Raw genomic sequence first — 25,038 nt, forward strand, 5'->3', positions numbered from 1 at the left:
CCATGATCGAGTACATCCGTGACGGCGCAGAAATTTATCGCCAGTCCTTTGCCACAATTCGGGCCGAAGCCGACCTGAGCCGTTTTCCGGCGGATGTCTCGCAAGCTGTTGTGCGGATGATCCATGCGAGTGGTCAGGTCGACCTGGTCGACGACATCGCGTTCACACCCAACGTCGTCACCGTCGCGAGGGCTGCCCTGCGAGCGGGTGCGCCGATCTTCTGTGATGCGAACATGGTCGCCGCCGGCATTACCCGTAAGCGTCTGCCCGCCGACAACGACGTGATCTGCACACTGCGCGATCCGCAGGTTCCCTTGCTGGCGAACACAATCGACAACACACGCTCTGCGGCGGCTATCGAACTGTGGGGCCCGAAACTCGAAGGCGCCGTGGTCGCGATCGGCAATGCGCCGACCGCGCTGTTCCATCTCCTCAACCTGATCGAGGCGGGCGGACCGCGGCCTGCTGCTATCGTCGGCGGACCCGTGGGATTCATCGGATCCGCAGAATCCAAAGAAGCGCTGATCGGACACCCCAGCGGCATAGACCATTTGATACTGAGAGGCCGACGCGGCGGCAGTGCCGTCACCGCGGCTGTCGTCAATGCGATTGCGAGCGAACAAGAATGAGCGAAGGCAAGTTGTGGGGAGTCGGCATCGGACCCGGCGATCCGGAGTTGGTGACCGTCAAAGCTGCCCGAGTGATCGGCGAGGCCGACGTCATCGCATTCCATTCCGCGCGGCACGGTAAGAGCATTTCCCGCGGGGTTGCTGCTCCGTACATGCGCGAGGGCCAGATCGAGGAACACCTCGTGTATCCCGTCACGACCGAAACCATCGACCATCCGGGTGGGTACCAGGGTGCGATGGACGAATTCTACGAAGCCGCAGCCGAAAGGTTGGCCGTCCACTTGACCGCCGGACGCACTGTGGCACTACTCGCCGCGGGCGACCCGCTGTTCTACAGCTCGTACATGCACATGCACAAACGCCTGGCGGATCGTTTCGAGGCCGAGGTCATCCCCGGTGTCACCTCCGTCAGTGCCGCGTCGGCCGCACTCGGAAAACCCCTGGTAGAAGGTGACGAAATCCTCACCATCCTGCCCGGGACCTTGCCGCAAGCGGAGCTCACGCGACGCTTGAAGGAAACAGACGCCGCAGCGATCCTCAAGTTGGGCCGCACCTTCCCACCGGTTCTGCGCTCACTCGAGGACGCCGGCCGACTCGGCGAAGCGCACTATGTCGAGCGAGCCAGCACACCTCGCCAGCGCGTCGACGCTGCCGCCGACGTCGATCCAGCGGGCGTGCCGTACTTCTCCATCGCCATAGTTCCCAGCCCGTCGAACAATGCAGCGACGCGCGAAAACACCGCAGGTGAAGTGGTTGTCGTCGGCCTCGGACCCGGCGACACCGCATGGACCACACCTGAAGTGGCGCATGAACTTTCACTGGCCACAGACCTTGTGGGATACGGCCCGTACGTCGACCGCGTGCCAACCCGCCCCGGACAGCGCCGCCATTCCAGCGACAATCGCGTCGAATCGGAGCGGGCAGCGATGGCCCTCGACCTCGCCAAGAACGGCGCCCGCGTGGCCGTCGTCTCGTCCGGCGATCCCGGTGTATTTGCCATGGCTGCAGCGGTACTCGAGGTGGCAGCCGAAGATCAGTGGAGCGGCGTTCCCGTCCGAATCCTGCCCGGCATGACAGCGGCAAATGCCGTGGCCAGTCGCGTCGGAGCCCCCCTGGGTCATGATTACGCCGTGCTCTCCCTCTCGGATCGGCTCAAGCCCTGGGAAGTGGTGTCGCGTCGCATCTCAGCGGTCGCCGCGGCAGATATGGCTTTTGCCGTCTACAACCCGGCGTCGAAATCCCGAACGTGGCAGGTCCAGGCCATGAAGGATTTGGTACTCGAGCACCGCTCCCCCGAAACTCCGGTCATCATCGGCCGAGATGTTGCCGGTGCGGAGGAATCGGTGCGCATCGTCACGCTCGGCGATCTCGAACCGTCCGAGATCGATATGCGCACGTTGCTGATCGTCGGATCGTCCATGACAAAGGTTGTGGATACCGGTTCCGGCCGACAGGTGTTCACGCCGCGTCGCTACCCCTAACATGATTGTGAAGGATTTTGTTCGCTCAGCGAACAGAATCCTTCACAATCACTGCGCGGATGTAGCGCCGGGTCACCCATCCCTGCACCAGACGCCCAATCGGAGCACCCAAGCGCACCCACCAAGTACCGGGCTTGGAGAATGCCGTGATCTCGAGGCGAACCTGATTGCCGAGTTCGTCGAAATGGACAATGAACGACTCTTCGCCGCACTCGGGATGACCACGGCGCGTGCCGTACGCAAATCCGGCCCGGTTCGGCTCGTCGACCACGTAAACAACGCGGACGGGCACCAATATCGGTCCGAAACCGAAAGTTGCGTCTTCGCCGGTCCTGGCGGTGTCACCGGCAGCTTTCACCGTCAATCCAGCGCCGCGATGCATCCCCCACGTCATGACAGTATTGGCCGCTGCCTCGAAATCGGCGCGGGTAGTACCGACCACCGCACGCTCGCGCACGTGGTGATAGCCAACGGGCAGTAGGCCACCTGTTGCTCCGATTTCGGAGTAGGTCAGCGGTTCCTGGTCCACGTCAGCAGTGTGGCACAGCTAGGCGGCAGCGGGTTCCCATCGCGCCTTCACGAGTCGGTCGATGTCACCAACGGCCGGCCCGGACACGATTCCCGGTAGGAGCAACTGCCACATCTCATCGACACGTTCGGTGAGATCAGTGCGCCGGGTGATCACGTTGGACACCAGTTGAACTCCGGTGAACGCAGCCGGAATGAATCGCCCCAAAGCGGCGACGTCCACCGACGGCTTGATCTGACCGCTGTCCTTCGCTTGCTGCACGAGTTCGGTGCATGCATTGATCCAGTCTGCGTACGGCTCGACGGGACCTTCGAATGTGCTCAGTTCCAAGGTCAATCGGATTCCGGCTCGGACGATGGGCTCCTCGACGATCTGCCGTGCCATCTCATGGGTGAGCATGACCGTTTTTTCGAGCGGAGTCGCCGACGTTGCGGATATCGCCTCGACCGACTCGATGGACATGCGGTGCTGTTCTGCGATGACAAACTGTGCCAGTTCGTCTTTCGATGCAAAGTGGAAGTACAGGGCGCCCTTCGTGGTGCCGGCGCCCTCCACGATGTCACTCATGCTTGTGCTGCCGTACCCGGTCTTTTCGAATTGTGCTGCCGCGCCGGCGACGATCTGCTGCCGCGTCAGCTCGGCGCGTGCTTGCTTGACCACGAGAACTCCTCTCTCACTCGAGGGTCCCCCGCAAACCCTCTTCCGGTTTGCACCCCAATCGGGCTATACCCAGAATGATCTCAACTCCCCCAACTAACCAGCAGTGAATTGTCAGAAAATATTTCGCAAATACATAACTCCAGGTGAGGGATGAATCACAGGTGAGATTCGATTCGTCCGGAGGCGCTTTCGTCGACCCGGGCACGGTCGACAAGCTCGCCGACCAGGGCGGTCAATTCCATCATCTGATGTGTAATCTCGTCTCGCAGTAGTGCTGTCTCGGCTTCCGACACAGTTCCGGAGGCGGTGTCGATCGACATCAACAGTTCGATATTCGTTCGCAATGCCGTCAGGGGTGCCAGCAAATCCTGTCCGGCATCAGTGATCAATCTACGCTGACGCGCCCGTGATTCCGACAGGGTGCCCAGCATTCGGTTGAAACTGACAGTCAGCGAGGCCAACTCGTCGTCGCCCGTGACCGGGATCGGTGTGAGATCGTCCGTTGCGGCAACACGTTGTGTCGCCGCGGTCAATCGTGCGATCGGCCGTAATCCTGTGCGCGCCACAGCATCTCCTGCGGCATAGGCCAACGCGATACCCGCGGCACCGAGCGCAGCCAGCACTACCGCAAGTCGCTTCAAGACGGAATTTGTCGGCCCGAGCGATTGCGCGACGATCAAAGTCTGACCCGCGACCGACGGCGTAACCAACACCCGATACGAATCCAAGGTCGCAATGGTGGACCCGGAAGCTTTGTGGGCCAGGGATTTGATTGCCTCACCGCTGGTACTGAATGGTGGCAATCCCGGTGTTGCCGTCACCAATGCTCCATCGGTCGTCACCAATCCGACAGCTTGGATCACTGCGGTATCGGCGCCGGCTGTCAGTCCCAAAACCGGTGTGACACCACCGAAGTTGACGGTATCGGCAATTGCGTCGGCTGTTCGCTCCAACTGACGATCGACGTTGCCTTGAAGGTAGGCGTTGAATACGAAATACACCGAAGCAGCAGACGCGATCACAGCAATCGCCACCAAGCCTGCAGTGAGTACTTTCACGCGGGCGTGGAGAGTCCGGACACGAATTGTCGAACGCTTCCGACGCCCGAGTGCGGGGACGGACACCCTCATAGGCACCCTCGGCGTGTTGGACCCGTTCCTGACATAGGTCCAGTATGTTCCGCGAACCTTAGACGAACCTGAACCGCGTGCCCCCGAACTTTCACGTTACTGTCGATTCGAGCCACGCTGCGGCGGCAGAAGGCGAGTTGAAGCTTTCCACGCCCTCCGGTGCCGGTGAGCGCTCCACCACGATCACCGGCAAGCCCAGTTGCCGAGCGGCAACAATCTTGGCGTACGTCTGGTCACCCCCGCTGCTCTTGGTCACTACAACGTCGATACCGCGGCGGCGCATGAGTTCGCGCTCCGATTCGACGTCGAACGGCCCGCGCGCCAGGATCAGTTCGTGGGGCGCTGGCATGGCGCCCGTCGGCGGATCAATGGACCGCACGAGAAAACTCACGCCACTGACCTCGGCAAACGCAGAAACTCCTTGCCTACCAATGGTCAAGAACGCTCTAGTGCCCAACACAGGGACCAATTCCGCAGCATGGCTGAGATCGCGAGCCGGAAACCATCGGTCCTGTGGGTGCTGCGCCCACGACGGCCGCTGGCAGACAGCAAACGGAATCTCGCAGGTGCGAGCCGCCAGATGAGCATTAGCCGTGATACGTGACGCAAAGGGGTGCGTCGCGTCGAGCAACGCCCGAATATCGTTTTCCGCTAACCACCCCGCGAGGCCTTCGGCGCCACCGAAGCCCCCGACGCGAACCTCGCCTTCAGGCCAGCGCGGGTCGCGGACTCGGCCGGCGAGCGACGTGACTACCTCGAGGTCCACCGAATCCGCGAGGCGGGCGGCAATCTCGCGTCCCTCGCCGGTTCCTCCGAGCACAAGAACGCGGGGGCGGGCGTTGTGCACGGTCAGTGTGTGACCCGCTCACGTGCGGCCGAGTACAGGTAACTATCCGGGAACCCCTCGGCCGTGAGCACGCGTCCGACGATGACTACGGCAGTCTTGGTGATGCCGGCCTCGTGAACCTGACGCACTATCGAACTCAACGTTCCACGCACCACGATCTCGTCGGGGCGCGACGCAAATGCGACCACCGCGACCGGGCAGTCGATCCCGTAGTTCTCGGCAAGCTCGTCGGCGATCTGCTCGATGCGATGCGCGCCGAGATGAATCACCATGGTCGAACCACTGCGTCCGAGTGACCGGAGATCCTCACCTTCGGGCATCGCTGTCGACAGCGTCGACACTCGGGTCAGCACGATGGTCTGCGATACGCCCGGAACCGTCAATTCACGGCCCAGTGCGGCCGCTGCCGCGGTAAACGCCGGAACACCCGGCACCATGTCGTATCGGACTCCGGCTGCGTCCAGCCGTCGCGCCTGCTCGGCTACCGCACTGAAGATCGACGGGTCACCGGAATGTAACCGTGCTACGTCGTGTCCCGCCGAATCCGCTGCGACGAGCAACGCGGTGATTTCGTCGAGGCTCAATCGAGCGGTATCGACCACCTGCGCGCCGGCCGGGCAGTATTCGAGCAGTTCCGCGGGGACGAGGCTGCCCGCGTACAAGCACACCGAACTTGCTGAGATGATGCGCTGCGCGCGCACTGTGATCAAGTCGGCAGCACCGGGACCAGCACCGATGAAATGAACGGTCATTGAGCGTCTTCCTCTGTGTGATCGGCATCTGCACCGGCAGTTGCCTCTATTTTTGTGACCGACCACTGCACGACGGGCAGTTGGGGTCGCCACACGTTGAATGTTCCCAAGGGCTCGGCCCGCTGGATCTGCAACCGACGCAGCGTGCCGCCGAATCGGGTGAACCACTCCAGGAGCAACGCTTCCGATTCTGCGGTAACGGCGTTGGCCACCAGTCTGCCGCCGGCCTCGAGGTGGTCCCAGCAGGCGTCGAGCATTCCGGGTTGCGTCACACCCCCGCCGACAAAGATGGCATCGGGTGTGCGAGTCACCTCGGCAAACGATTCGGGCGCGCGCCCGAGGACATCGAGGCTCGGCACACCCAAGGCCCGCGCATTACCCTCGATTTGGGAGATCCGCGATGCCGCCTGCTCGAATGACGTTGCGGTGCAACGTGGGTGGGTGCGCATCCATTCGATCGCGACAGTGCCAGACCCGCCGCCGACATCCCACAAGTATTCACCGGGAGCCGGGGCCAGCGCACAGATCGTCAGCGCGCGGATCTCCTGCTTCGTCATCTGACCGTCACCGCTGTATGCCGCGTCGGGCAATCCGGGCACGCGCGTCAGACGGTGCGGTGCGCCCGACACAACACATTCCACGGCAAGAACATTCAACGGGTCGACATCTGCGGCATCGACATCCCACTCGTCCGCCTGGGCAACGGTGCGTGATTCGTGCGCTCCACCCAACTGTCCGAGGACAGTGATCGTGGACCGACCGAAACCGGTGGAGGTCAGTATTTCTGCCACCTCGCCGGGTGTGGCCCTGCCGTTGCTCAGCACCAACAACCGCGCACCGTCGGTGACGGACGGCAAGACGGTGGTGGCGTCGCGGTTGACCAGGCTCACCAACTCCGCATCGGCCGACGCCCATCCCATGCGAGCACTCGCCAGAGCAATCGACGACGGGTGCGAGATCACCCGAAGTTTGTCAGCACCCAGCACACGCACGAGTGTGGCGCCGATCCCGTGGAACATCGGATCGCCGCTGGCCAGCACGCAGATACGGCGGCCCGCGTGAGCGTCGAACAGTCCGGGGAGCGCGGAGAGCATCGGTGTGGGCCAGGCGATCCGATCGGCCGAGGAGCCGTCTACCGATGGGATCAGGTCCAGTTGACGCGAGGAACCCATCAACACCTGAGCGCCGAGCACAGCGCTCTTCGCCGAGTCCGACAAGCCCTCCCAACCGTCAGCGCCGAGACCGACGACAACAACGGGTTCGTCGGCGGTCATCGCGGCATCCGCCGCCAGATCGATTGTGGGAGAAGTCGCATCATGAAGAAAACTGGTTGGAGGATTCGCGGAACCCACACCCGCGTTGCGCCGGACTGCAATCCCCGAACTACCGCGTCGGCGACCTGCGCCGGTGTGCTCGACATCGGCGCCGGCTTCATGCCCTCGGTCATCGAGCCGATCACAAAACCAGGCCGGACAAGCAGTAGTTGAATTCCGCTGCCGTGCAACGCATCTCCGAGGCCGCTGGCAAAGCCGTCCAGGCCGGCCTTTGCAGAACCGTAGACGTAATTTGCGCGGCGCACCCGGACACCGGCCACGGACGAGAAGACAGCGATCTTGCCGCGGCCTTGTCGTTTCATCAAGTCCGCGAGAAGAGTCAGGATGCTGACCTGCGCCACGTAATCGGTGTGAACAATTGCAACGGCATGAGCGGCGTCGGTTTCCGCGCGGGCCTGATCACCCAGGATTCCGAACGCCAGCACCGCGACGTCGATCCGGCCGTGCGCTCGGGCAACCTGTGCGAGGAAGTCTGCATGAGTGTCGGTTGCATCGGCATCGAATTCGACGGCTGTCACGGCTAGGGCGCCCGCGTTCGTCAGCATCGTGCGTTGCTGTTCGAGGTCGTTGCTGCGCCGCGCCGCCAGCACGATTCTTCTGCCGGGGGCCAACCGGACGGCAATCTCCAGACCGATTTCGCTTCGCCCTCCCAGCAGGAGGACCGTCTCGGCATCTTCAGTGTTCGCACCCGCAGTCACTGCACCAGTGTCCTCGATTACCGTCGTGGCATGACCATCACCCCCTCCGCACCCGCCGCGCTCTCCGACGACGGTCTGGCGTTCGTGCGCGAATACCATCTCGCCACCCTGACAACTCTGCGCCCGAACGGCACACCGCACGTCGTGGCCGTGGGATTCACGTGGGATCAGGAAGCAGGAAAAGCACGTGTCATCACCAGCGGCGGATCACAGAAAGCCGTCAACGCCGCCCGGGGTGGTTACGGCGCCGTCAGTTCTGTCGACGGTGGACGCTGGCTCACCCTCGAAGGTCCGGCGCGCGTGCTCGACGACCCTGAATCCGTGGCCGACGCCGTTCAGCGCTACGCCGAGCGGTACCGCCAGCCACGGATCAATCCGGCGCGGGTGGTCATCGAAATCGACGTCACCCGCATTCTGGGAACGGCCGCATTCAAACCCGCGGCCGAAGAGCTGACCAGCTAGAGGATGGTCAAACCGTGCGGACGGTTGTTGAACGACTCGCAACCGTCCGCGGTGACAACAACGATGTCCTCGATCCGGGCACCCCAGTTGCCCCGGAAATAGATTCCCGGTTCGATGCTGAAAGCCATACCCTCGGCCAGTTCGATGCTGTTGCCCTCCACGATGTACGGCTCTTCGTGGACCGACAAGCCGATCCCGTGGCCTGTGCGGTGAACGAACACGTCGGCCAACCCTTGTGCAGCGAGCACGTCGCGCGCAGCGGCATCCACGAATTCCGCCGACACGCCGGGGCGAACAGAGTCCACAGCCGCCTGCTGAGCCGCTTCGAGCACGGCAAACTGGGCAGCAACCTCGATTGACGGCTTCCCCATGCTGTACGTGCGAGTGGAATCGGAGTTGTATCCGGGCTCCACCGGCCCGCCGATGTCGATCACCACAATGTCGCCGCTCTCGATCACCCGATCGGATACCTCGTGATGCGGATCGGCGCCGTGCGGACCCGACCCCACGATGACAAATGCCGCCTCGGTGTGACCTTCCTCGAGAATCGCTGCTGAAATCGCCTCGCCGACTTCGGCTTCCGTCCATCCCACAACGAGAAACTCGGCCATCCGTGCATGCACACGGTCGATGGCCTGACCGGCGCGACGGAGCGCGTCGACCTCCGCGGCGTCCTTGACCATCCGCAGCTCACGCAGCACGCCCGTAGCCAGAATCGGCAACGAACCCACGGCGTCGGCCAACGGAATCAAATGCAGCGCAGGCATCGCATCCGTGACCGCGACCTTCGCGCCCGTCGGCAATTGACCAGCGACAATGGCATACGGATCAACACCGTCCACCCAGTCCAGCACGTCGAGGCCAAGATCCCCGACCGCCGATTCCTTCAACGACGCCAGTTCCAGCCGAGGAAGCACCACCGACGCCCTTGCTCCGTCGGCAGCGATCACCAGGGCCGTCAACCGTTCGAACGAATCCGCTCGGGAGCCCGTCAGATAGCGCAAATCCGGCCCCGGCGTGACCACAAGACCGTCCAGACCAGCCGCGCTCGCCAACTCCGCGGCGCGGGCAATACGAGATTCGTAGACGGCTGAGGGGAAACGTGAACCATATTCGGCGGGAGAGGTCATGGCTTCCAGATTAGTGCCGACTGGCAGGATGGTGACCATGAGTGGGCCTTTGCTTCTCCTTGACGGTGCCAGCCTGTGGTTTCGTGCGTTCCACGCACTGCCCGAGTCCTTTGTCGGCGATGACGGCAGACCCGTCAACGCAGTCCGCGGATTCACCGACATGGTCGCGTCGCTGATCACCAAGCACCAACCGAGTCGCCTCGCCGTCTGCCTGGATCTGGATTGGCGACCGCAGTTCCGCGTCGACGCCATCCCCACCTACAAGGCTCACCGCGTTGCCGAGGGATCCGACGGCTCGTCCGAGGAAGTGCCGGACACCCTCACCCCGCAGGTCGACATGATCATGGATGTTCTTGCGGCAGCGGGAATCGCCACCGCCGGCGCGGTCGGTCTCGAAGCCGACGACGTCCTGGGCACGCTTGCCGCCACCGAGCGTGACGATCTCACCGTCGTCGTAAGCGGAGATCGCGACCTGTTGCAGGTTGTCACCGACGACTACGTTCCCGTTCGCGTCCTGTACGTCGGCCGCGGCTTGGCTAAAGCCGAACTTTTCGGGCCGGCCGAGGTAGCCGAGAAATACGGTGTGCCCGCCGACCGCGCCGGCGACGCCTACGCGGAACTGGCTGCGCTGCGCGGAGATTCGTCCGACGGACTTCCTGGCATCAAGGGGGTCGGCGAAAAGACCGCGTCGACGCTCATGCTCAGGTATGGATCGCTCGCCGGAATCCGCGCGGCTGCCGAAGATCCGGAATCCGATATGGCGAAAGGGTTGCGAGCGAAACTGACTTCGCCCGAAGCGAAGGCGTACCTCGACGCCGCGTTACCCGTTGTGCGTGTCGTGCGTGACGCGGATGTGCAGTTCTCGAGGTCCGACGTACTTCCCGACGCACCGGTCGATCAAGCCCGCTTCGACGAACTGGCTGAAACCTTGAGAATCGAGCGTTCGGCCGGCCGTCTTGCCGCGGCACTCAAAGCTGCGGCAAGCCGACCGGCTGACAACTGACAACTCAGCTGGGGCGCGAGACTTCGTAGGTTCCGGTGTCGTCGACAAACGTCAGCGTCACCGACTTCTTCTCACCCGAGACGGAGAGGGTGCACGTGAACTTTGCACCGGACTTGATTTCCTGACCCGACGGGCAGGAAACGTCGCTGACGTTCTTGGCGCCGTACGACTCGGTGACGATTTTCTCGACACCCTTGGCCGCAGCATTTGCGTCCAGCGTGTCCTTCGACGTGAATACGAAGAGGCCGATGACGACGGCTGCCAGAACGACCAGTACACCGATCGCACCGAAGATCAGCGGCTTCTTGGACTTTGCACCTTGCGGCGGTCCCTGATTCCACTGAACCGGCGCGCCGGGCTGACCACCGGGCTGCGCGCCCCACGCCTGTTGCGGTTGCTGGGCCGTTGGCTGCCCCCAGACCTGAGTCTGGTCGCCGCCTGGCTGTTGACCCCACTGCTGCTGACCCGGCTGACCGGGCTGCTGAGGCTGACCCCACGGCTGCTGACCGTATCCGGGCTGACCGGGCTGACCGGGCTGCCCCTGTGGCTGGCCTGGCTGGCCGTATCCGGGTTGCCCGTACGCGGGCTGGCCTTGGGGCTGGCCGTATCCGGGTTGCCCGTACGCGGGCTGGCCCTGTGGCTGACCGTAACCCGGCTGACCCTGGGGCTGACCCGGCTGCCCGTATCCAGGCTGTCCCCACGGCTGCTGCGGTGGTTGTTCACCCTGGCCCCACTGCCCATTCGGATCATTCGGTCCGTAAGGCCCGCTCATCTTCGCCTCCACTCGAAACACCAGTCTTCAGTTACCGCGTACGTCACGCATGCCAGATGCCGCGTGCACACGCAACTCCTGGGAATCCAACCACACAGTCCGCGCTCAAGCTGCGTCGAGAGCGACCACTCCGCGACGAATCGACCCCACAGCCTTCGCCGCGACCTTCGCGACGACGGGATCCGTAGCCGTCAGCCGCACCTGATCGAGGAGATCGATTACCTGTCGGCACCAGCGGACAAAATCGCCCGCCGACAATGCGCGCCCCTGCACACCGGCAGCCAACAACGCTTCGACCAGCGAATTGTCGCTCGCCCAGTGATAGACCGCCGTGACAAAACCCAGATCAGGCTCACGCGTCGGCGGCAATTTGTGGCGAATTTCGTCCGCTCGCAATTCGCTCCACAGGCGCTGAGTGTCCGTGAGCGCATGACGGATTGCCTGCGTCGGCACTCGACTCGTCGTGTCGCCGTCCCTACGCGATTCGTACACAACCGAGGACACGACCGCCGCAAGCTCGGGCGGAGTCAGACCCTGCCACGCACCGGTACGTAGGCACTCGGCCACCAGCAAGTCGCTCTCGCTGTAGATCCGGCTCAGACGTTGCCCGGCTTCTGTCACTTGGGGCACGGACTCGGCGCTCATGTAACCGCGCTCCTTGAGCAACGACACGATGCGGTCGAACGTACGCGCCAAGGAATTGGTGGTGGCTGCCGCTTTTTGTCGCAGTGCCTGTGTTTCCCGAGCCAGTCGGTTGTACTTCTCCCCGATACGACCGAGATGGTCACGATCGGGCCAACTGTGGCACGGGTGCGACCGAATCGCGCGACGCAACGACGCCACCTCGGCGTCCTCGGACGCGCCGCCCTTGTGCCGCTTCTTCCGGCGCGGCGCGGTGAATCCGGTGCTGCGCAACGCCGACGCCAGATCGCGCCGCGACCGTCCGGTGTGGTGATCGACGAACTTCGGCAACCGCATCACACCGAGCGTTTCGGCAGCTTCGGGGAAATCCGCGGCGGACAGTTTGCCGGCCCACTGATCTTCGGCGAGAACCAACGGCCGTGGATCCTTCGGATCGTTGTCCGGCACAAGCACAACGGCGGTACCCGAATGCCGTCCGATCGGAATCGCGATGACGTCACCGCGTCGCAGCGTCCGCAGCGACGCGACGGCCTGATCGCGGCGATCCTCACGACTTTCTCGTTCGAGTTTGCGTTCCCGATCGCTCAGTCGATCACGCAACGACGCGTACTCGTAGTACTCACCGTCTGGACCACCGAGCTTGTCCTGCAACGCTTTCAGCGCGGTCTCGTTGCGTTCGATGCTCCGCACCACGCCTACCACGGAGCGGTCCGCCTGGAATTGGGCGAACGAGCGCTCGAGCAGCGTGCGGGATTCCTTGACGCCCATGCGATCCACCAGATTGATCGACATGTTGTATGACGGCCGAAAAGAGCTGCGCAGCGGGAATGTTCGGGTGGACGCCAAGCCGGCGACGTCGGTCGGTTCGACACCTGGCTGCCACAGGACGACTGCATGCCCCTCGATATCGATGCCGCGTCGGCCAGCTCTACCGGTGAGCTGTGTGTACTCACCCGGCGTCAGCTCGGCGTGAGTTTCGCCGTTGTACTTGACCAGCCGTTCGAGAACCACGGTGCGGGCCGGCATGTTGATGCCCAGTGCCAGAGTTTCAGTGGCGAATACAGCGCGGACGAGGCCCTTGACGAACAACTCCTCGACCGTCTGCCGGAAAGCGGGCAGCATCCCGGCGTGGTGGGCTGCCAGACCGCGCTGCAACGCCTTACGCCACTCCCAGTAACCGAGCACCTCCAAGTCCTCTTTGGGGAGGCCACCGATGTGTTTGTCGATGATCGTGTCGATCTCGCGCACCTGTTCGGGAGTCGTCAGATCCAGCCTCGAGCGAACGCACTGAGTCAGCGCGGCATCGCACCCGGCGCGCGAGAAGATGAAGGTGATTGCCGGCAGCAAACCTTCCTTGTCCAGTTGTGCGATCACGTCAGGCCTGGGAAGTGGCCGGAAATCGTTGGCACTCTGGTAGCGACTACGGCCACGACCGCGCGGCTGCCAGCTTTCCACCCGGTCGAGGGCCTGACGTTGTTTGACATGCCGAACCAGATCCTGGTTGACAACAAACTTCGAGGGTCCGGCCGAAGGATTGCTACGGCTGTCGAAGAGATCGAAGATCCGGCGCCCCACCATGATGTGCTGCCACAACGGAATCGGCCGCGTCTCGTCGACCACAACGGTGGTGTCGCCGCGGACAGTCTCCATCCAGGCGCCGAATTCCTCGGCATTGCTCACGGTGGCGGACAAACTCACCAACCGCACGTCCTCGGACAGGTGCAGGATCACTTCTTCCCACACTGCGCCGCGGAAACGGTCGGCCAGGTAGTGAACCTCGTCCATGACAACGTGTGACAGACCGCGCAACGCCTCCGAATTGGCGTACAGCATGTTGCGAAGCACCTCGGTGGTCATGACAACAACAGGAGCGTCCGAGTTGATGCTGGTGTCTCCGGTGAGCAAACCGACCTCACTGGGGCCGTATCGCTCGCTCAGTTCGGCGTACTTCTGATTGCTCAATGCTTTGATGGGCGTGGTGTAGAAGCACTTTCGCCCAGCAGCCAACGCCAGGTGGACGGCGAATTCGCCGACCACAGTCTTTCCCGCACCTGTCGGCGCGCACACCAGCACACCGTGACCCTCTTCGAGGGCGCGGCAGGCGTTGATCTGGAACGGATCGAGGTCGAACTTCAGCCCCGAAGCAAATTTGCTGAGCTCAACATCAGAACTCGTTTCACTACTACTCATAACCACCTCGTCAGCGTGTCACACGCCGGCGACACGGGAACCCCAGCACCCTGGAGACACGCCTCACAAGGTACCGGGGAACGCCTCACAGGGTGTCGGTAAAGTCCTGGCCCGACGTGTTGCCGGCAGTACCGGAACCGGCTTCGGTCGCAGCAGTTGCCTTCGCCTTCGACTTCCGGCCGAACAATCCGCGTGACTCCGCCTTCGGCTTCGCGGGTTCGTCCAAAGCTTCGTTCAAGTCGGTCGGCGCCGAGATCGACGACGCTTCCTCGTCCGACAGCGCGCCCCAGTCTTCGCCGGACTTCCTGGCCTTGCGCTTGTCGTTGATGCGCGCAATCTGCACTGCGAACTCGAACAGCAGAGTGAGCGAGAGCGCAAGCGCGAGCATCGAGAACGGGTCCGAACCCGGAGTTGCGATGGCCGCGAACACGAACAAGCCGAAGATCAAGCCGCGACGCCACGCCTTGAGCCGCTCGTAGGTAAGGATTCCCGCAAAGTTCAGTACGACGACCAGTAGCGGAATCTCGAAACTGACGCCGAAAATCAGCAGCAGGTTGATGATGAATCCGAAGTACTCGGAACCACTGAGCGCGGTGATCTGAACGTTGTCACCGATGGTGAGAAGGAAGTGCAAAGCCTTCGACACGACCAGGTACGCAAGAACGGCACCGAGGATGAAGAGGCCGGCACCGGCGGTGACAAACGCCACGGCGTAGCGGCGTTCCTTCGAATACAGGCCCGGAGTGATGAATGCCCACAACTGGTACAACCAGATCGGACTGGCAAGCACGATTCCCGCGGTGAGGGCCACCTTGAATCGCAGCATGAACTGCTCGAACGGACCGGTTGCGAGCAAACGACACGCATCGTCGACGCTGAGGTTTGCGCGGCTTTCGACCGGAAGCTCACAGTACGGTCCGCGCAGTAGGTCGCCGAGGCTTTCGATCCCGAAAATCGACGCGGAGTACCAGAAGAATCCGAAGGCGGTGGTAATGATGACACCGAGGAACGCGAACAGCAGTCGAGTTCGTAATTCGTACAGGTGGTCGATCAACGACATGGTGCCGTCGGGGTTGACCTTCCGCTGGCGGTTACGCGGGTCTAACGGAATTCGCACTGGTACATCCTGCTCTTGGCAAACTGGTTTTGGTCAGCACACAACCGGGGTGAATACAGATTTCACCCCGGTTGGACAGCGGCATGTAGCTAGAGCGGCTTGACTTCGGTCGGCTGCGCGATCGGAGCAGCAGCGCCGGTAGCGGTCACCTGTGCGGTCGGCAGCTGAGCCGGGGCCTGAGCAACGACGGGCGCAGCAGGAGCCGCGTCGTCATTCTGCATTTCCTTGACTTCACTCTTGAAGATGCGCAGTGAACGGCCGAGTCCTCGAGCTGCGTCGGGCAGTTTCTTCGACCCGAACAGAATGACAACGACAACAGCAACAATCAGCCAATGCATCGGCTGCATTGCACCCATAATGACCTCCCATGATCAGATTCCTCGATGCTACCGGACACAACCGGCGTAAGGAGGCTTCCAAGTCCTTACTTCAGCTACCGTTTACCTGTTTGTTTCATGCGCGGTTGCTGTGAAGCCCGCTCACGATCCGATCGTGTCGTAAGCGTCCAACGCCGTCACCGCCCGATTATGCACTTCGGCAACCAGTTCCGGCGGTGCAAGCACCCGAACACCCTCGCCGAACCCGAGAACCAACCGTGCCATCCACTCGAGTGTCCCGAAACTCATTGTTGCCTCGACGGAACCGTCGTCGTTCACCTTCTGGACGTCCATCGGGTAGTAATCGAGCATCCAGACACAGTTCTGAGCTACGAACAATCGGGCTTCGGGCAGTGATCCGTCGCCACTGAACAATTCCAGACTGGAATCCTCGTCGAGCGCGTGCGGTGGCGGAGTGGACGGCTCGTCGAGTTCGATTGCCGCATCGATCCGATCGAATCGGAACAACCGCACACCCTCGGCCTGGCGGCACCAGCCCTGGAGATAGCTGAAATTGTCGACCAACACGATTCGCACTGGATCGACCACCCGCTCGGACACCGCGTCCCGCGAAGCCGAGTAGTAGGTCAGCTTCAGTGCGCGCCGATCAGCCAGCGCCGACCGGACCGTCGCCGTTACCGGATCTTCGGCGACGTCGTCTTCCGGTTCGGCCTCATGCCCGTTACCCGTGGCGCGCGCTGCCGCAGAGCCAGCCGCCGCTTCGATCTTGGCAATTGCTCGTTGCGCCGCGGACGGATCGACCATGCCCGGCATCTCCACCAGCGAGCGCAACGCGATGAGCAACGCGGTCGCTTCGGTCGACGTCAACCGAAGGGGGCGGTCGATACCGGCGGAGAACGTGACGTCGATGCTCTCCTCGGAAAATGACAGATCGATCAGATCGCCCGGGCCGTACCCGGGCAGCCCGCACACCCACAACTGATTGAGATCGTTCATCAACTGCGTTGTGCTGACACCGAGTTCGGCGGCAGCCTCCGCGGCGCTCATTCCAGGATTCGCGATGAAAAACGGAACAAGATTCAGCAATCGAGCAAGCCTCGACGACAGGCGATTGTTCATCAGTGAATTTCCTTCTGCTCGGCAATCTCCGAGCGTGCCGCAGCACCTTGAAGTTTGGTGATCACGTCAGCCCGCAGGTCCGGCGGATCAAGCACCAACGCATCTGCCCCGTGTCCGGCGATCAATCTGGCAGTCCACTCCCACGATCGAACCGGGATCGACAGAACGCTTCCCTCGCGTTCGGTCAGCGTCCGATCCGTCATCGACGACGCCAACCTGCGCAGCTCGTGTGCGCGGTTCGCCGCCACCCAGACAGTCGCGGTACCGGTCACGACACCGGATCCGGTTACTCGGTCCACAACCTCGCGAAGATCAAGACCCTCCGGTTTGTGCACCGCGCCGATTGGGCCGAATTCGCGAACATCGTCACCGATGCGGGACAGGCGGAACGTGCGGATAGCTTCCCGATCGACATCATGACCGACCAGATACCACTTGCCGTTATGCGTGACCACGCCCCACGGCTCCACTGTCCGCTCGATGAACGGTTCGTTGAGCGCAGCGCGATGCTGGAAATGAACGGCCCGGCCCGCGTCGACTGCGGCGAGCAGCTTCCCGAGAGCCGGTTCGGAACCACGTGAGCGAGCCGGAATCGCGGTAATCGGCGCGGCGGAAACATCCCCGTCGACCTGCACACCGGCAGCACGCAGTTTGAGCAAGGCACTCTGTGCGGCGGAAATCAGCTCGGGCGATTCCCACAGCTGCACGGCAACGGCAACGGCCGCCGACTCTTCGCTGGTCAAGTCGACATCAGGAAGCTCATACGCATTGCGATTGATCCGATATCCCTCGACCGTCGAAAACCGCCCAGCCGGTCCCGTCTCCAACGGAACTCCGAGGTCACGAAGCTCGTTCTTGTCCCGCTCGAACATCCGAGAGAACGCCTCGTAGTTGGCGGAATCGCTGTAACCGGCTACTGAATCACGGATTTTCTCCGCAGTGAGGAACTGCCTGGTGGAGAGCAATGCAATCACCAAGTTCATCAACCGCTCGATTTTCGATGTCGCCACGCCGAAATCCTAGTGGCTCTGCGGTTGCCGACACGTCAGCGCACTACATCGACGCGATGAGTCGCTCAACTCTCTCGTCGACCGAACGGAATGGGTCCTTGCACAGGACTGTTCGCTGAGCTTGATCGTTGAGCTTGAGATGCACCCAGTCGACGGTGAAGTCACGCCCCGCGGCCTGCGCTGCAGTGATGAAATCGCCGCGAAGTTTCGCGCGTGTCGTCTGCGGTGGGTTGTCGACGGCGTCGTCGATCGTTTCGTCCTCCGTGACGCGCTTGACCAAGCCCTTCTTCTGCAACACGTCGAACACTCCGCGCCCACGCTTGATGTCGTGATACGCAAGATCGAGCTGCGCGATCTTCGGGTCCGACAGATCAAATCCGTGACGATCCTGGTAGCGCTGGAACAACTTACGCTTGATCACCCAGTCGATCTCGGTGTCGACCTTCGCAAAATCCTGGGCTTCGACGGCGTCGAGCATGCGGCCCCACAAATCGACAACTTGCTCTACCTGCGGATCCGGTTCGCGATTGCGCAGGTGCTCCACAGCCTTCGAGTGATACTCACGCTGGATGTCGAGAGCACTGGCCTGGCGGCCGCCGGCCAACCGGACCGGACGCTTTCCGGTGACGTCGTGGCTGACCTCTCGGATGGCACGAATCGGATTGTCGAGGGCGAAGTCGCGGAAGGAGACTCCAGCCTCGATCATCTCGAGCACCAAGGCGGCCGAGCCGACCTTCAGCATGGTGCTGGTCTCGGCCATGTTGGAGTCGCCCACGATGACGTGCAGGCGACGGTACTTCTCGGCGTCGGCATGAGGTTCGTCGCGGGTGTTGATAATCGGACGCGAACGTGTGGTGGCCGACGAAACGCCTTCCCAGATGTGCTCGGCACGCTGGGAAAGGCAGAACGTGGCTGCCTTCGGCGTCTGCAGAACCTTCCCGGCTCCGCAGATCAATTGACGCGTCACGAGGAACGGCAACAGCACGTCGGAGATGCGGGAGAACTCGCCAGCTCGCGCGACCAGGAAGTTCTCGTGGCAACCGTACGAGTTTCCGGCGGAGTCGGTGTTGTTCTTGAAGAGGTAGATGTCGCCACCGATTCCCTCTTCTGCCAACCGCTCTTCCGCATCGATGAGCAGTTCCTCGAGAACTCGCTCACCGGCCCGGTCGTGGTTGACCAGTTGGATGAGGCTGTCGCACTCGGCGGTTGCGTACTCCGGATGAGAACCAACATCCAAGTACAGGCGCGCTCCGTTGCGGAGGAAGACGTTGGAACTACGACCCCACGACACGACACGACGGAAGAGGTAACGAGCAACCTCGTCGGGGCTCAGTCGCCTGTGCCCGTGAAAGGTGCAGGTAACGCCGAATTCCGTCTCGATACCCATGATTCGTCTCTGCACACTTCGACAGTACAACCAGAATGCCCGCTTCACCCGTGTTGACGAACTCCCGTGGCGTCACGACTCGACAACATCTCGAGTCGGCATAGTGTGGCGGGGTGAGCTACCTGCACCGAAAACTTGTCCGAACCGACGTCAAATGGATGGAAAGCACTGGCGCACTGAAGCCTTCCACGCTCGATTCCGTGATGCGGCGGCTCTCGCGAGCAGCCAACCACGGGTTCCTGTGGATGGCTATCGCCGGTGTCCTCGCGCTGATCGGCGGACAACCGCGCCGCGCGGCTGCCCGCGGAATGCTCGCATTGGCCGGATCGAGCGCACTGGCAAACGGTGTGTTGAAACCGCTTTTTCCCCGTCGGCGCCCACCCGTTCGCGCGTGGATCAACCCGAAGCGCGGAGTCGAGTTCCCGACGTCCTCGTCTTTCCCGTCGGGTCATAGCGCCTCCGCAGCCGCATTCACTACCGCGGTAGCAATGGAATCTCCGACAACCGGCGCAGTACTCGCTCCATTGGCCGCGGCCGTCGCCTATTCACGCGTGCACAACGGGGTCCACTGGCCTTCGGACGTGTTCGCCGGAATAGCCGTCGGAGGTGCCGTGGCAGCGGGAACGCGCAGGTGGTGGGCAGTACGCGACGAAGAACCCGCGGATCTTGGTCCCGAGTGTGTGGTACCTGCGCTGCCTGGAGGCGACGGACTGGTTGTCTTCACCAATCCCGGATCCGGCAGCGAAGACGACGGCATCGTGGATGCGATCCGGGAAGCCCTGCCCGCAGCAGTCATTATCGAATTCAACCCGGACATAGATTTCGACAAGCAGATCGAAGCGAAGCTTCGTGAGTCGAAACCGCGAGCGGTAGGTGTGTGCGGCGGCGACGGCACCGTCGTCACGGTCGCGGACGCGGCAACACGACACAATCTTCCGCTCGCAGTTTTCCCAGGTGGAACCCTCAACCACTTTGCCCGCGACGTCGGTGTCGCGGACGTTGCTGAAACGGTGACGGCGGTCGAGTCCGGACAAGCAGCGTTTGTCGATCATGCCGTGGTGACAACCGATACCGGGGTTACCGCTCGTTTTCTCAACACAGCCAGTCTGGGCGGCTATCCGGATGCGGTACGGCTACGTGAGAAGTGGGAACCGCGATTCGGCAAGTGGCCGGCGGCCGCCGCGGCGATGATCCGCGTGCTAGCCGCCGCAGAGCCGATGAGTGTCACAATCGACGGCACCAAGGCCAGTATCTGGATGCTCTTCGTCGGAAACGGCCGGTACTCCCCCGGCGACCAGGTCCCGATGTCGCGGCCCGAACTCAACCGTGGGCTGCTCGACGTCCGATACTTGCGAGCCGACCGGAAATTCTCCCGCGCCCGGTTGCTGTTTGCCGCTGCCACAGGAACATTGGGCAGCTCACCGGTCTACATCCACGCCCTGGCGCCGGCGCTCTCGGTTCAGGTGAATGCCGAGTCTGTAGCGATTGCCACCGACGGTGAAGTTGTGGCAGACGCGCGCCGGTTCGATTTCAGTACCGAACCGGCCGCGGTTGCCGTCTACAGAATCTCGAAGGACTGAAAAACAGTTGCTATTGGGGTGCGTCGCCGTTTGACGGCGGCGCATCCTCAGTCTTCTCAGCCTTACTCTGGGGCTCTGCTGCCGATGGCAGCATGGCTTCGAGTGCTGCTCCCGAGATTCGCTTGAACGCACGGCGCGGACGGTTGTTGTCGAGAACTGCAACTTCCAGTGCCTCGACAGTCAGCACCCGGGGCTCGGCCTCGGTTGTTCCGACGGGCGCCGGCCCACCCTTCTGCAATGCTCCAACTGCGATACGTATAGCGGACTCCAGATCGAGGTCTCGCTGATACGACTCGCGCATCGCGGTAACGATTGGCTCTGTGGTGCCGCCCATGACCACAAATTCCTGCTCGTCGGCAATCGAACCGTCGTACGTGATCCGATACAGCTGAGCCGGCGTGTTGCTACCGAAGCGGCCGATTTCCGCAACGCAGATCTCGACCTCGTACGGTTTGGGTTGCTCGGTGAAAATTGTGCCCAGAGTCTGGGCGTACGCATTGGCGAGCGAACGGCCTGTGACGTCACGACGGTCGTACGAGTACCCACGCATGTCCGCGTGCACAATGCCCGCACGACGGAGATTTTCGAATTCGTTGTACTTGCCGACGGCCGCAAAACCGAGACGGTCGTACAACTCACTGACCTTGTGCAACGCCGTCGACGGATTCTCCGCGACAAACACCACACCGTCGCGATACGTCAGTACGACGACGCTTCGTCCACGGGCAATTCCTTTGCGCGCCAATTCCGAACGATCGCGCATGATCTGTTCGGCTGATGCGTAATACGGCATCGTCATAGCGCAGAACCCCCTTCCGGATTACCGAGTGCCGTACGCGCCGCAACAATGTCCCTGGCGATTTCGGCCGCCCGCTCCGTGGACAGTTCCACGGCTCCTGCTGCGGTGATCGTGACTGCGGTCGGATAAATGCCCCGCGTGACGTCTGGTCCACCCGTCGCCGAATCGTCGTCGGCGGCGTCGTACAGAGCCTCTACCGCCAAGCGAAGCGCAGTGGCCTCGTCGATGCCCGGTGAATACAACTTCTTGAGCGCCGACTTCGCGAACAATGATCCCGATCCGACAGCGTGATAGCCGGCACGTTCCTCGTACCGCCCACCCACCACGTCGTACGAGACGATGCGACCCGCCGTCGTAGGGTCGACGGCGTCCACGTCGTAGCCGACCAGCAGCGGTACAACTGCGAGTCCCTGCATTGCGGCGCCGAGATTGCCACGCACCATCGACGACAGACGATTTGCCTTGCCGTCGAACGTGAGTGAAACGCCTTCGATCTTCTCGTAATGCTCGAGTTCAACCGCGAACAGGCGCACCAGTTCGATCGCGATGCCGGCGGTCCCGGCAATCCCCGCAGCCGAGTAGTCGTCCGTGATGTACACCTTCTGCACGTCACGGCTGGCGATGAGGTTGCCCATGGTCGCCCGGCGATCGCCGGCAAGCAACACGCCACCGGCGTAACTGATCGCGACGATGGTGGTCCCGTGCGGAGCAACATCACCCCCGCCCATGGTTACACCTCCCCTGTCAGCGAATCGGTTCTGCGGAAGATGCTCCGGTGCGTGCACTCGAAGGTATTCCGAGAATGACGACAGATTGGAGCCGAAGCTCAACCGTGTGTCCCCGTCGGTTATCCGGGGCGCGCGATCCACCGTCACTGGCCGCCCTTCTGCACGTAAGCGCGGACGAAGTCCTCGGCGTTCTCTTCCAACACGTCGTCGATTTCGTCGAGTAGGTCGTCGGTTTCTGCAGCGAGCTTCTCGCGACGTTCCTGGCCGGCACTACCGTCGCCACCAGTGGTGTCGTCGTCTTCGCCGCCACCGGCACGCTGCGTCTGTTCTTGAGCCATCGCCGTCGACCTCCTTGTGTGAAGGGAGCTCTCACGAGCATCCTGTTCTGCCCAGCAGTCTCGGTTACTGATCCGCTCGGACCTTTACCCTACCGAGCGACACCGTCACGCGCCGGGAGACTCGGCCGCGATTAGGCACCAAAATCAATGTGTCAGCTGATCCACCAACTCCGCAGCGCTGTCGACGGAGTCGAGCAGAGCACCCACATGAGCCTTACTGCCGCGCAGTGGTTCCAGGGTCGGTATCCGGATCAGCGATTCACCCCCGAGGTCGAATATCACCGAATCCCAGCTGGCAGCAGCGATATCGCCACCGAATCGACGGAGGCATTCACCACGGAAATACGCACGCGTATCGGTGGGCGGATTGGACACCGCGTCGAGCACCTGTTGCTCGGTGACCAGTCGTTCCATCGATCCGCGGGCAACCAATCGGTTGTACAAACCCTTGTCCAAACGGACATCGGAATACTGCAAATCGACCAAATGCAGGCGCGGAGCCGACCACGCGAGACCTTCGCGGTTGCGGAAACCTTCGAGCAGGCGCAGCTTTGCCGGCCAGTCCAGGATGTGTGCGCAGTCCATCGGATCGCGTTCGAGAAGATCGAGAACCATGGCCCACTTGGACACGATGTCGTCGGCGCGCGCATCCCGATCAGTTTCCCGATCGAGGAACTTGGCGACGCGTTCGAGGTAAATACGTTGCAGCGCAAGCCCAGTCAACTCGCGCCCGTCGGACAAGGCGACGGTCTTGCGCAGGGTCGGATCATGGCTGATGTGGTGAACCGCGGTGACGGGGCGCGCCAACTGCAGATCCGTCAGATCGACGCCCGCTTCGATCAGATCGAGAACCAGCGCCGTGGTCCCCACCTTGAGGTACGTGGACATCTCCGCAAGGTTCGCGTCACCGATAATGACGTGCAGACGGCGGTACTTGTCCGCGTCGGCGTGCGGTTCGTCGCGGGTGTTGATGATTCCGCGTTTGAGAGTCGTCTCCAGCCCGACCTCGACCTCGATGTAATCGGCTCGCTGCGACAGCTGGAAACCTGCCTCGTCCCCGGACTGGCCGATGCCCACGCGACCGGAACCGCAAATGACCTGGCGTGACGCGAAGAAGGGCGTCAAACCGGCAACGATGTCCGTGAACGGGGTCGCCCGGGAGCACAGGTAGTTCTCGTGGGTGCCGTACGAGGCCCCCTTGCCGTCGACGTTGTTCTTGTACAACTGCAGGCGCGGCGCGCCGGGAACACTCGAGGCGTGGCGAGCAGCTGCTTCCATGACCCGCTCACCGGCCTTGTCCCAGATCACCGCGTCGAGTGGATCGGCCACTTCAGGTGCCGAATACTCGGGATGTGCGTGATCGACGTACAAGCGGGCACCGTTGGTGAGAATCATGTTTGCCGCACCGATTTCGTCGGCGTCGATCACCGGAGCCGGCCCGCTGAGTCGCCCCAGGTCGAATCCGCGGGCGTCACGCAGGGGCGATTCCACCTCATAGTCCCAGCGTGTACGCCTCGCTCGGGGTACACCCGCGGCGGCGGCGTACGCCAGTACCGCCTGGGTTGATGTGAGTATCGGATTCGCCGAAGGCTCACTGGGTGAAGATATTCCGTACTCGACCTCGACACCGATAATCCGCTGCATACGTTCGAGACTATGCGATCGAGCGTCAGTACTTGCAGTGGTGGCACAGTAGGAGGAATGCAGCATCCACCTGACACCGACACAAAACGATCAGATGAGGTTGTTGCGGTGTACGACCAGTTCGGTAAACCGATCGGCCAGGCGCCTCGCAGCCTTGTCTATCGAGACGGACTCTGGCACGCCAGTTCAGGAGTTCTCGTGCGCTCCACGGACGGCGAGCGCGTGTACGTTCATCGCCGAACTACAAGCAAAGCGGTCTTCGGTGGCCATCACGACTGCATCGCCGGCGGCGTCGTCGACCCCGGTGAATCACCACTCGACACGGCTGTGCGTGAAGTCGGTGAAGAACTCGGAATCTTCGGCACCGAGGACACTCCGTTGGCGCTGACGGAAATCGCCAGAATCTCCTGGGACGGAGAATGGGGCGGTCACGCATTGCGATGTCATTTGTTTGCCTTCGAGCTCCGCTACGACGGTCCCGTCATCCATCAACCGAGCGAAATTTCCGACGGAGGGTGGTGGACCCTGGCTGAGCTCGACGCGCATCTGAAGGACCCGTCGTGGCCCTTCGTGCCCGATACCCGGGTGTTGTTGGCCGACTACCGATGGAGCCAACTCAGCAGCGAATGATCGGGACAGGTTCAGGTTGGGCGTGCGTATCGGCACACAACCAGCGCTGAGATGTCGCATCTGGCCATTTTCGACGGGGTTGTGTGCAG

At 62.4% G+C, this 25,038-nt stretch carries 25 protein-coding genes; 6 read left to right on the forward strand and 19 right to left on the reverse strand.

Annotated elements, in window-relative coordinates:
- The first annotated feature begins 2 nt into the window (after positions 1-2).
- Positions 3-629, forward strand: coding sequence for a precorrin-8X methylmutase (locus KYT97_RS04435; RefSeq protein ID WP_116103373.1), 627 nt, complete (start codon positions 3-5; stop codon positions 627-629).
- Positions 626-2,110 carry a precorrin-3B C(17)-methyltransferase gene (cobJ, locus tag KYT97_RS04440; RefSeq protein WP_141485649.1) on the forward strand — a complete coding sequence of 495 codons (1,485 nt, stop codon included), beginning with the start codon at positions 626-628 and terminating at the stop codon, positions 2,108-2,110. The genes KYT97_RS04435 and cobJ overlap by 4 nt, the downstream gene beginning before the upstream one ends.
- Positions 2,111-2,135: 25 nt before the next feature.
- Here the strand turns inward: cobJ and KYT97_RS04445 are convergent, their stop codons facing one another.
- From KYT97_RS04445 to dprE2, 7 genes are all read right to left on the reverse strand, one after another.
- The gene (locus tag KYT97_RS04445) at positions 2,136-2,639 is read right to left on the reverse strand and encodes a DUF1990 domain-containing protein (protein WP_230590024.1); all 504 of its coding nucleotides are present in this window, start codon (positions 2,637-2,639) and stop codon (positions 2,136-2,138) included.
- Positions 2,640-2,657: 18 nt separating this feature from the next.
- Positions 2,658-3,299, reverse strand: a complete 642-nt coding sequence (locus KYT97_RS04450; protein WP_033231970.1) for a ScbR family autoregulator-binding transcription factor — start codon at positions 3,297-3,299, stop codon at positions 2,658-2,660.
- Positions 3,300-3,454: 155 nt separating this feature from the next.
- Positions 3,455-4,357, reverse strand: a complete 903-nt coding sequence (locus tag KYT97_RS04455; protein ID WP_230590022.1) for a HAMP domain-containing protein — start codon at positions 4,355-4,357, stop codon at positions 3,455-3,457.
- 163 nt (positions 4,358-4,520) lie between these two features.
- Positions 4,521-5,276 carry a cobalt-precorrin-6A reductase gene (locus KYT97_RS04460; RefSeq protein WP_219111831.1) on the reverse strand — a complete coding sequence of 252 codons (756 nt, stop codon included), beginning with the start codon at positions 5,274-5,276 and terminating at the stop codon, positions 4,521-4,523.
- A gap of 2 nt (positions 5,277-5,278) precedes the next feature.
- Positions 5,279-6,028, reverse strand: a complete 750-nt coding sequence (cobM, locus tag KYT97_RS04465; RefSeq protein WP_092807761.1) for a precorrin-4 C(11)-methyltransferase — start codon at positions 6,026-6,028, stop codon at positions 5,279-5,281.
- Positions 6,025-7,302, reverse strand: coding sequence for a precorrin-6y C5,15-methyltransferase (decarboxylating) subunit CbiE (gene cbiE / locus KYT97_RS04470; protein ID WP_219111832.1), 1,278 nt, complete (start codon positions 7,300-7,302; stop codon positions 6,025-6,027). Before cbiE ends, cobM begins: the two co-directional genes overlap by 4 nt.
- On the reverse strand, positions 7,299-8,060 hold the full coding sequence (gene dprE2, locus KYT97_RS04475; RefSeq protein WP_245006019.1) for a decaprenylphospho-beta-D-erythro-pentofuranosid-2-ulose 2-reductase: 762 nt from the start codon (positions 8,058-8,060) through the stop codon (positions 7,299-7,301). The genes cbiE and dprE2 overlap by 4 nt, the downstream gene beginning before the upstream one ends.
- A gap of 30 nt (positions 8,061-8,090) precedes the next feature.
- Here dprE2 and KYT97_RS04480 point away from each other — a divergent pair, with 30 nt between their 5' ends.
- Positions 8,091-8,522, forward strand: coding sequence for a PPOX class F420-dependent oxidoreductase (locus KYT97_RS04480; RefSeq protein WP_219111833.1), 432 nt, complete (start codon positions 8,091-8,093; stop codon positions 8,520-8,522).
- On the opposite strand, the gene KYT97_RS04485 is transcribed toward KYT97_RS04480, so the two are convergent.
- Positions 8,519-9,652, reverse strand: a complete 1,134-nt coding sequence (locus tag KYT97_RS04485) for a M24 family metallopeptidase (RefSeq protein ID WP_219111834.1) — start codon at positions 9,650-9,652, stop codon at positions 8,519-8,521. The two genes, KYT97_RS04480 and KYT97_RS04485, sit on opposite strands and share 4 nt — an antisense overlap.
- A 37-nt stretch (positions 9,653-9,689) precedes the next feature.
- On the opposite strand from KYT97_RS04485, the gene KYT97_RS04490 reads away from it, so the two are divergent.
- Positions 9,690-10,655 carry a 5'-3' exonuclease gene (locus KYT97_RS04490; RefSeq protein WP_045068155.1) on the forward strand — a complete coding sequence of 322 codons (966 nt, stop codon included), beginning with the start codon at positions 9,690-9,692 and terminating at the stop codon, positions 10,653-10,655.
- 4 nt (positions 10,656-10,659) lie between these two features.
- Here KYT97_RS04490 and KYT97_RS04495 read toward each other — a convergent pair whose 3' ends face one another.
- From KYT97_RS04495 to pafA, 7 genes are all read right to left on the reverse strand, one after another.
- Positions 10,660-11,427 (reverse strand): DUF4333 domain-containing protein, encoded by a 768-nt coding sequence (locus tag KYT97_RS04495; protein ID WP_219111835.1) that lies wholly within the window; start codon positions 11,425-11,427, stop codon positions 10,660-10,662.
- A 105-nt stretch (positions 11,428-11,532) separates the two neighbouring features.
- The gene (locus tag KYT97_RS04500) at positions 11,533-14,259 is read right to left on the reverse strand and encodes a DEAD/DEAH box helicase (RefSeq protein ID WP_033231963.1); all 2,727 of its coding nucleotides are present in this window, start codon (positions 14,257-14,259) and stop codon (positions 11,533-11,535) included.
- Positions 14,260-14,344: 85 nt separating this feature from the next.
- Positions 14,345-15,376: a twin-arginine translocase subunit TatC gene (gene tatC / locus KYT97_RS04505; RefSeq protein ID WP_095886357.1), complete on the reverse strand. Its 1,032-nt coding sequence runs from the start codon at positions 15,374-15,376 to the stop codon at positions 14,345-14,347.
- 89 nt (positions 15,377-15,465) lie between these two features.
- A complete protein-coding gene (gene tatA, locus KYT97_RS04510; protein WP_033231961.1) occupies positions 15,466-15,732 on the reverse strand; it encodes a Sec-independent protein translocase subunit TatA in 267 nt (88 codons plus the stop codon).
- 123 nt (positions 15,733-15,855) lie between these two features.
- Positions 15,856-16,833: a helix-turn-helix transcriptional regulator gene (locus KYT97_RS04515; RefSeq protein WP_033231960.1), complete on the reverse strand. Its 978-nt coding sequence runs from the start codon at positions 16,831-16,833 to the stop codon at positions 15,856-15,858.
- Positions 16,833-17,843: a helix-turn-helix transcriptional regulator gene (locus KYT97_RS04520; RefSeq protein ID WP_219111836.1), complete on the reverse strand. Its 1,011-nt coding sequence runs from the start codon at positions 17,841-17,843 to the stop codon at positions 16,833-16,835. The genes KYT97_RS04515 and KYT97_RS04520 overlap by 1 nt, the downstream gene beginning before the upstream one ends.
- Before the next feature lie 43 nt (positions 17,844-17,886).
- Positions 17,887-19,245 (reverse strand): Pup--protein ligase, encoded by a 1,359-nt coding sequence (gene pafA, locus KYT97_RS04525; protein WP_181317503.1) that lies wholly within the window; start codon positions 19,243-19,245, stop codon positions 17,887-17,889.
- Positions 19,246-19,388: 143 nt separating this feature from the next.
- On the opposite strand from pafA, the gene KYT97_RS04530 reads away from it, so the two are divergent.
- Positions 19,389-20,810: a bifunctional phosphatase PAP2/diacylglycerol kinase family protein gene (locus KYT97_RS04530; RefSeq protein ID WP_219112812.1), complete on the forward strand. Its 1,422-nt coding sequence runs from the start codon at positions 19,389-19,391 to the stop codon at positions 20,808-20,810.
- 10 nt (positions 20,811-20,820) lie between these two features.
- Here KYT97_RS04530 and prcA read toward each other — a convergent pair whose 3' ends face one another.
- The 4 genes from prcA to dop form a co-directional block, all read right to left on the reverse strand.
- The gene (prcA, locus tag KYT97_RS04535) at positions 20,821-21,609 is read right to left on the reverse strand and encodes a proteasome subunit alpha (RefSeq protein WP_045067829.1); all 789 of its coding nucleotides are present in this window, start codon (positions 21,607-21,609) and stop codon (positions 20,821-20,823) included.
- A complete protein-coding gene (prcB, locus tag KYT97_RS04540; protein WP_033231955.1) occupies positions 21,606-22,484 on the reverse strand; it encodes a proteasome subunit beta in 879 nt (292 codons plus the stop codon). Before prcB ends, prcA begins: the two co-directional genes overlap by 4 nt.
- Positions 22,481-22,675 (reverse strand): ubiquitin-like protein Pup, encoded by a 195-nt coding sequence (locus KYT97_RS04545; protein ID WP_033231954.1) that lies wholly within the window; start codon positions 22,673-22,675, stop codon positions 22,481-22,483. The genes prcB and KYT97_RS04545 overlap by 4 nt, the downstream gene beginning before the upstream one ends.
- A gap of 144 nt (positions 22,676-22,819) precedes the next feature.
- On the reverse strand, positions 22,820-24,319 hold the full coding sequence (gene dop, locus KYT97_RS04550; protein ID WP_033231953.1) for a depupylase/deamidase Dop: 1,500 nt from the start codon (positions 24,317-24,319) through the stop codon (positions 22,820-22,822).
- A 57-nt stretch (positions 24,320-24,376) separates the two neighbouring features.
- On the opposite strand from dop, the gene KYT97_RS04555 reads away from it, so the two are divergent.
- Positions 24,377-24,949 carry an NUDIX hydrolase gene (locus KYT97_RS04555; RefSeq protein WP_033231952.1) on the forward strand — a complete coding sequence of 191 codons (573 nt, stop codon included), beginning with the start codon at positions 24,377-24,379 and terminating at the stop codon, positions 24,947-24,949.
- Positions 24,950-25,038 lie beyond the last annotated feature (89 nt).

Source organism: Rhodococcus globerulus (genome assembly GCF_019334125.1).
In the GTDB taxonomy this organism is placed as follows: domain Bacteria; phylum Actinomycetota; class Actinomycetes; order Mycobacteriales; family Mycobacteriaceae; genus Rhodococcus_F; species Rhodococcus_F globerula.

Coding starts and splice junctions, on each gene's coding strand:
- KYT97_RS04545 (WP_033231954.1), bottom strand. CDS start 22,675: ATGGCTCAAGAACAGACGCAGCGTGCCGGTGGCGGCGAAGACGACGAC.
- KYT97_RS04435 (WP_116103373.1), top strand. CDS start 3: ATGATCGAGTACATCCGTGACGGCGCAGAAATTTATCGCCAGTCCTTT.
- KYT97_RS04490 (WP_045068155.1), top strand. CDS start 9,690: ATGAGTGGGCCTTTGCTTCTCCTTGACGGTGCCAGCCTGTGGTTTCGT.
- KYT97_RS04480 (WP_219111833.1), top strand. CDS start 8,091: ATGACCATCACCCCCTCCGCACCCGCCGCGCTCTCCGACGACGGTCTG.
- KYT97_RS04530 (WP_219112812.1), top strand. CDS start 19,389: ATGGAAAGCACTGGCGCACTGAAGCCTTCCACGCTCGATTCCGTGATG.
- cobJ (WP_141485649.1), top strand. CDS start 626: ATGAGCGAAGGCAAGTTGTGGGGAGTCGGCATCGGACCCGGCGATCCG.
- KYT97_RS04515 (WP_033231960.1), bottom strand. CDS start 16,833: ATGAACAATCGCCTGTCGTCGAGGCTTGCTCGATTGCTGAATCTTGTT.
- dop (WP_033231953.1), bottom strand. CDS start 24,319: ATGCAGCGGATTATCGGTGTCGAGGTCGAGTACGGAATATCTTCACCC.
- cobM (WP_092807761.1), bottom strand. CDS start 6,028: ATGACCGTTCATTTCATCGGTGCTGGTCCCGGTGCTGCCGACTTGATC.
- KYT97_RS04485 (WP_219111834.1), bottom strand. CDS start 9,652: ATGACCTCTCCCGCCGAATATGGTTCACGTTTCCCCTCAGCCGTCTAC.
- KYT97_RS04555 (WP_033231952.1), top strand. CDS start 24,377: ATGCAGCATCCACCTGACACCGACACAAAACGATCAGATGAGGTTGTT.
- tatA (WP_033231961.1), bottom strand. CDS start 15,732: ATGGGTGCAATGCAGCCGATGCATTGGCTGATTGTTGCTGTTGTCGTT.
- cbiE (WP_219111832.1), bottom strand. CDS start 7,302: ATGACCGCCGACGAACCCGTTGTTGTCGTCGGTCTCGGCGCTGACGGT.
- KYT97_RS04495 (WP_219111835.1), bottom strand. CDS start 11,427: ATGAGCGGGCCTTACGGACCGAATGATCCGAATGGGCAGTGGGGCCAG.
- KYT97_RS04500 (WP_033231963.1), bottom strand. CDS start 14,259: ATGAGTAGTAGTGAAACGAGTTCTGATGTTGAGCTCAGCAAATTTGCT.
- prcA (WP_045067829.1), bottom strand. CDS start 21,609: ATGACGATGCCGTATTACGCATCAGCCGAACAGATCATGCGCGATCGT.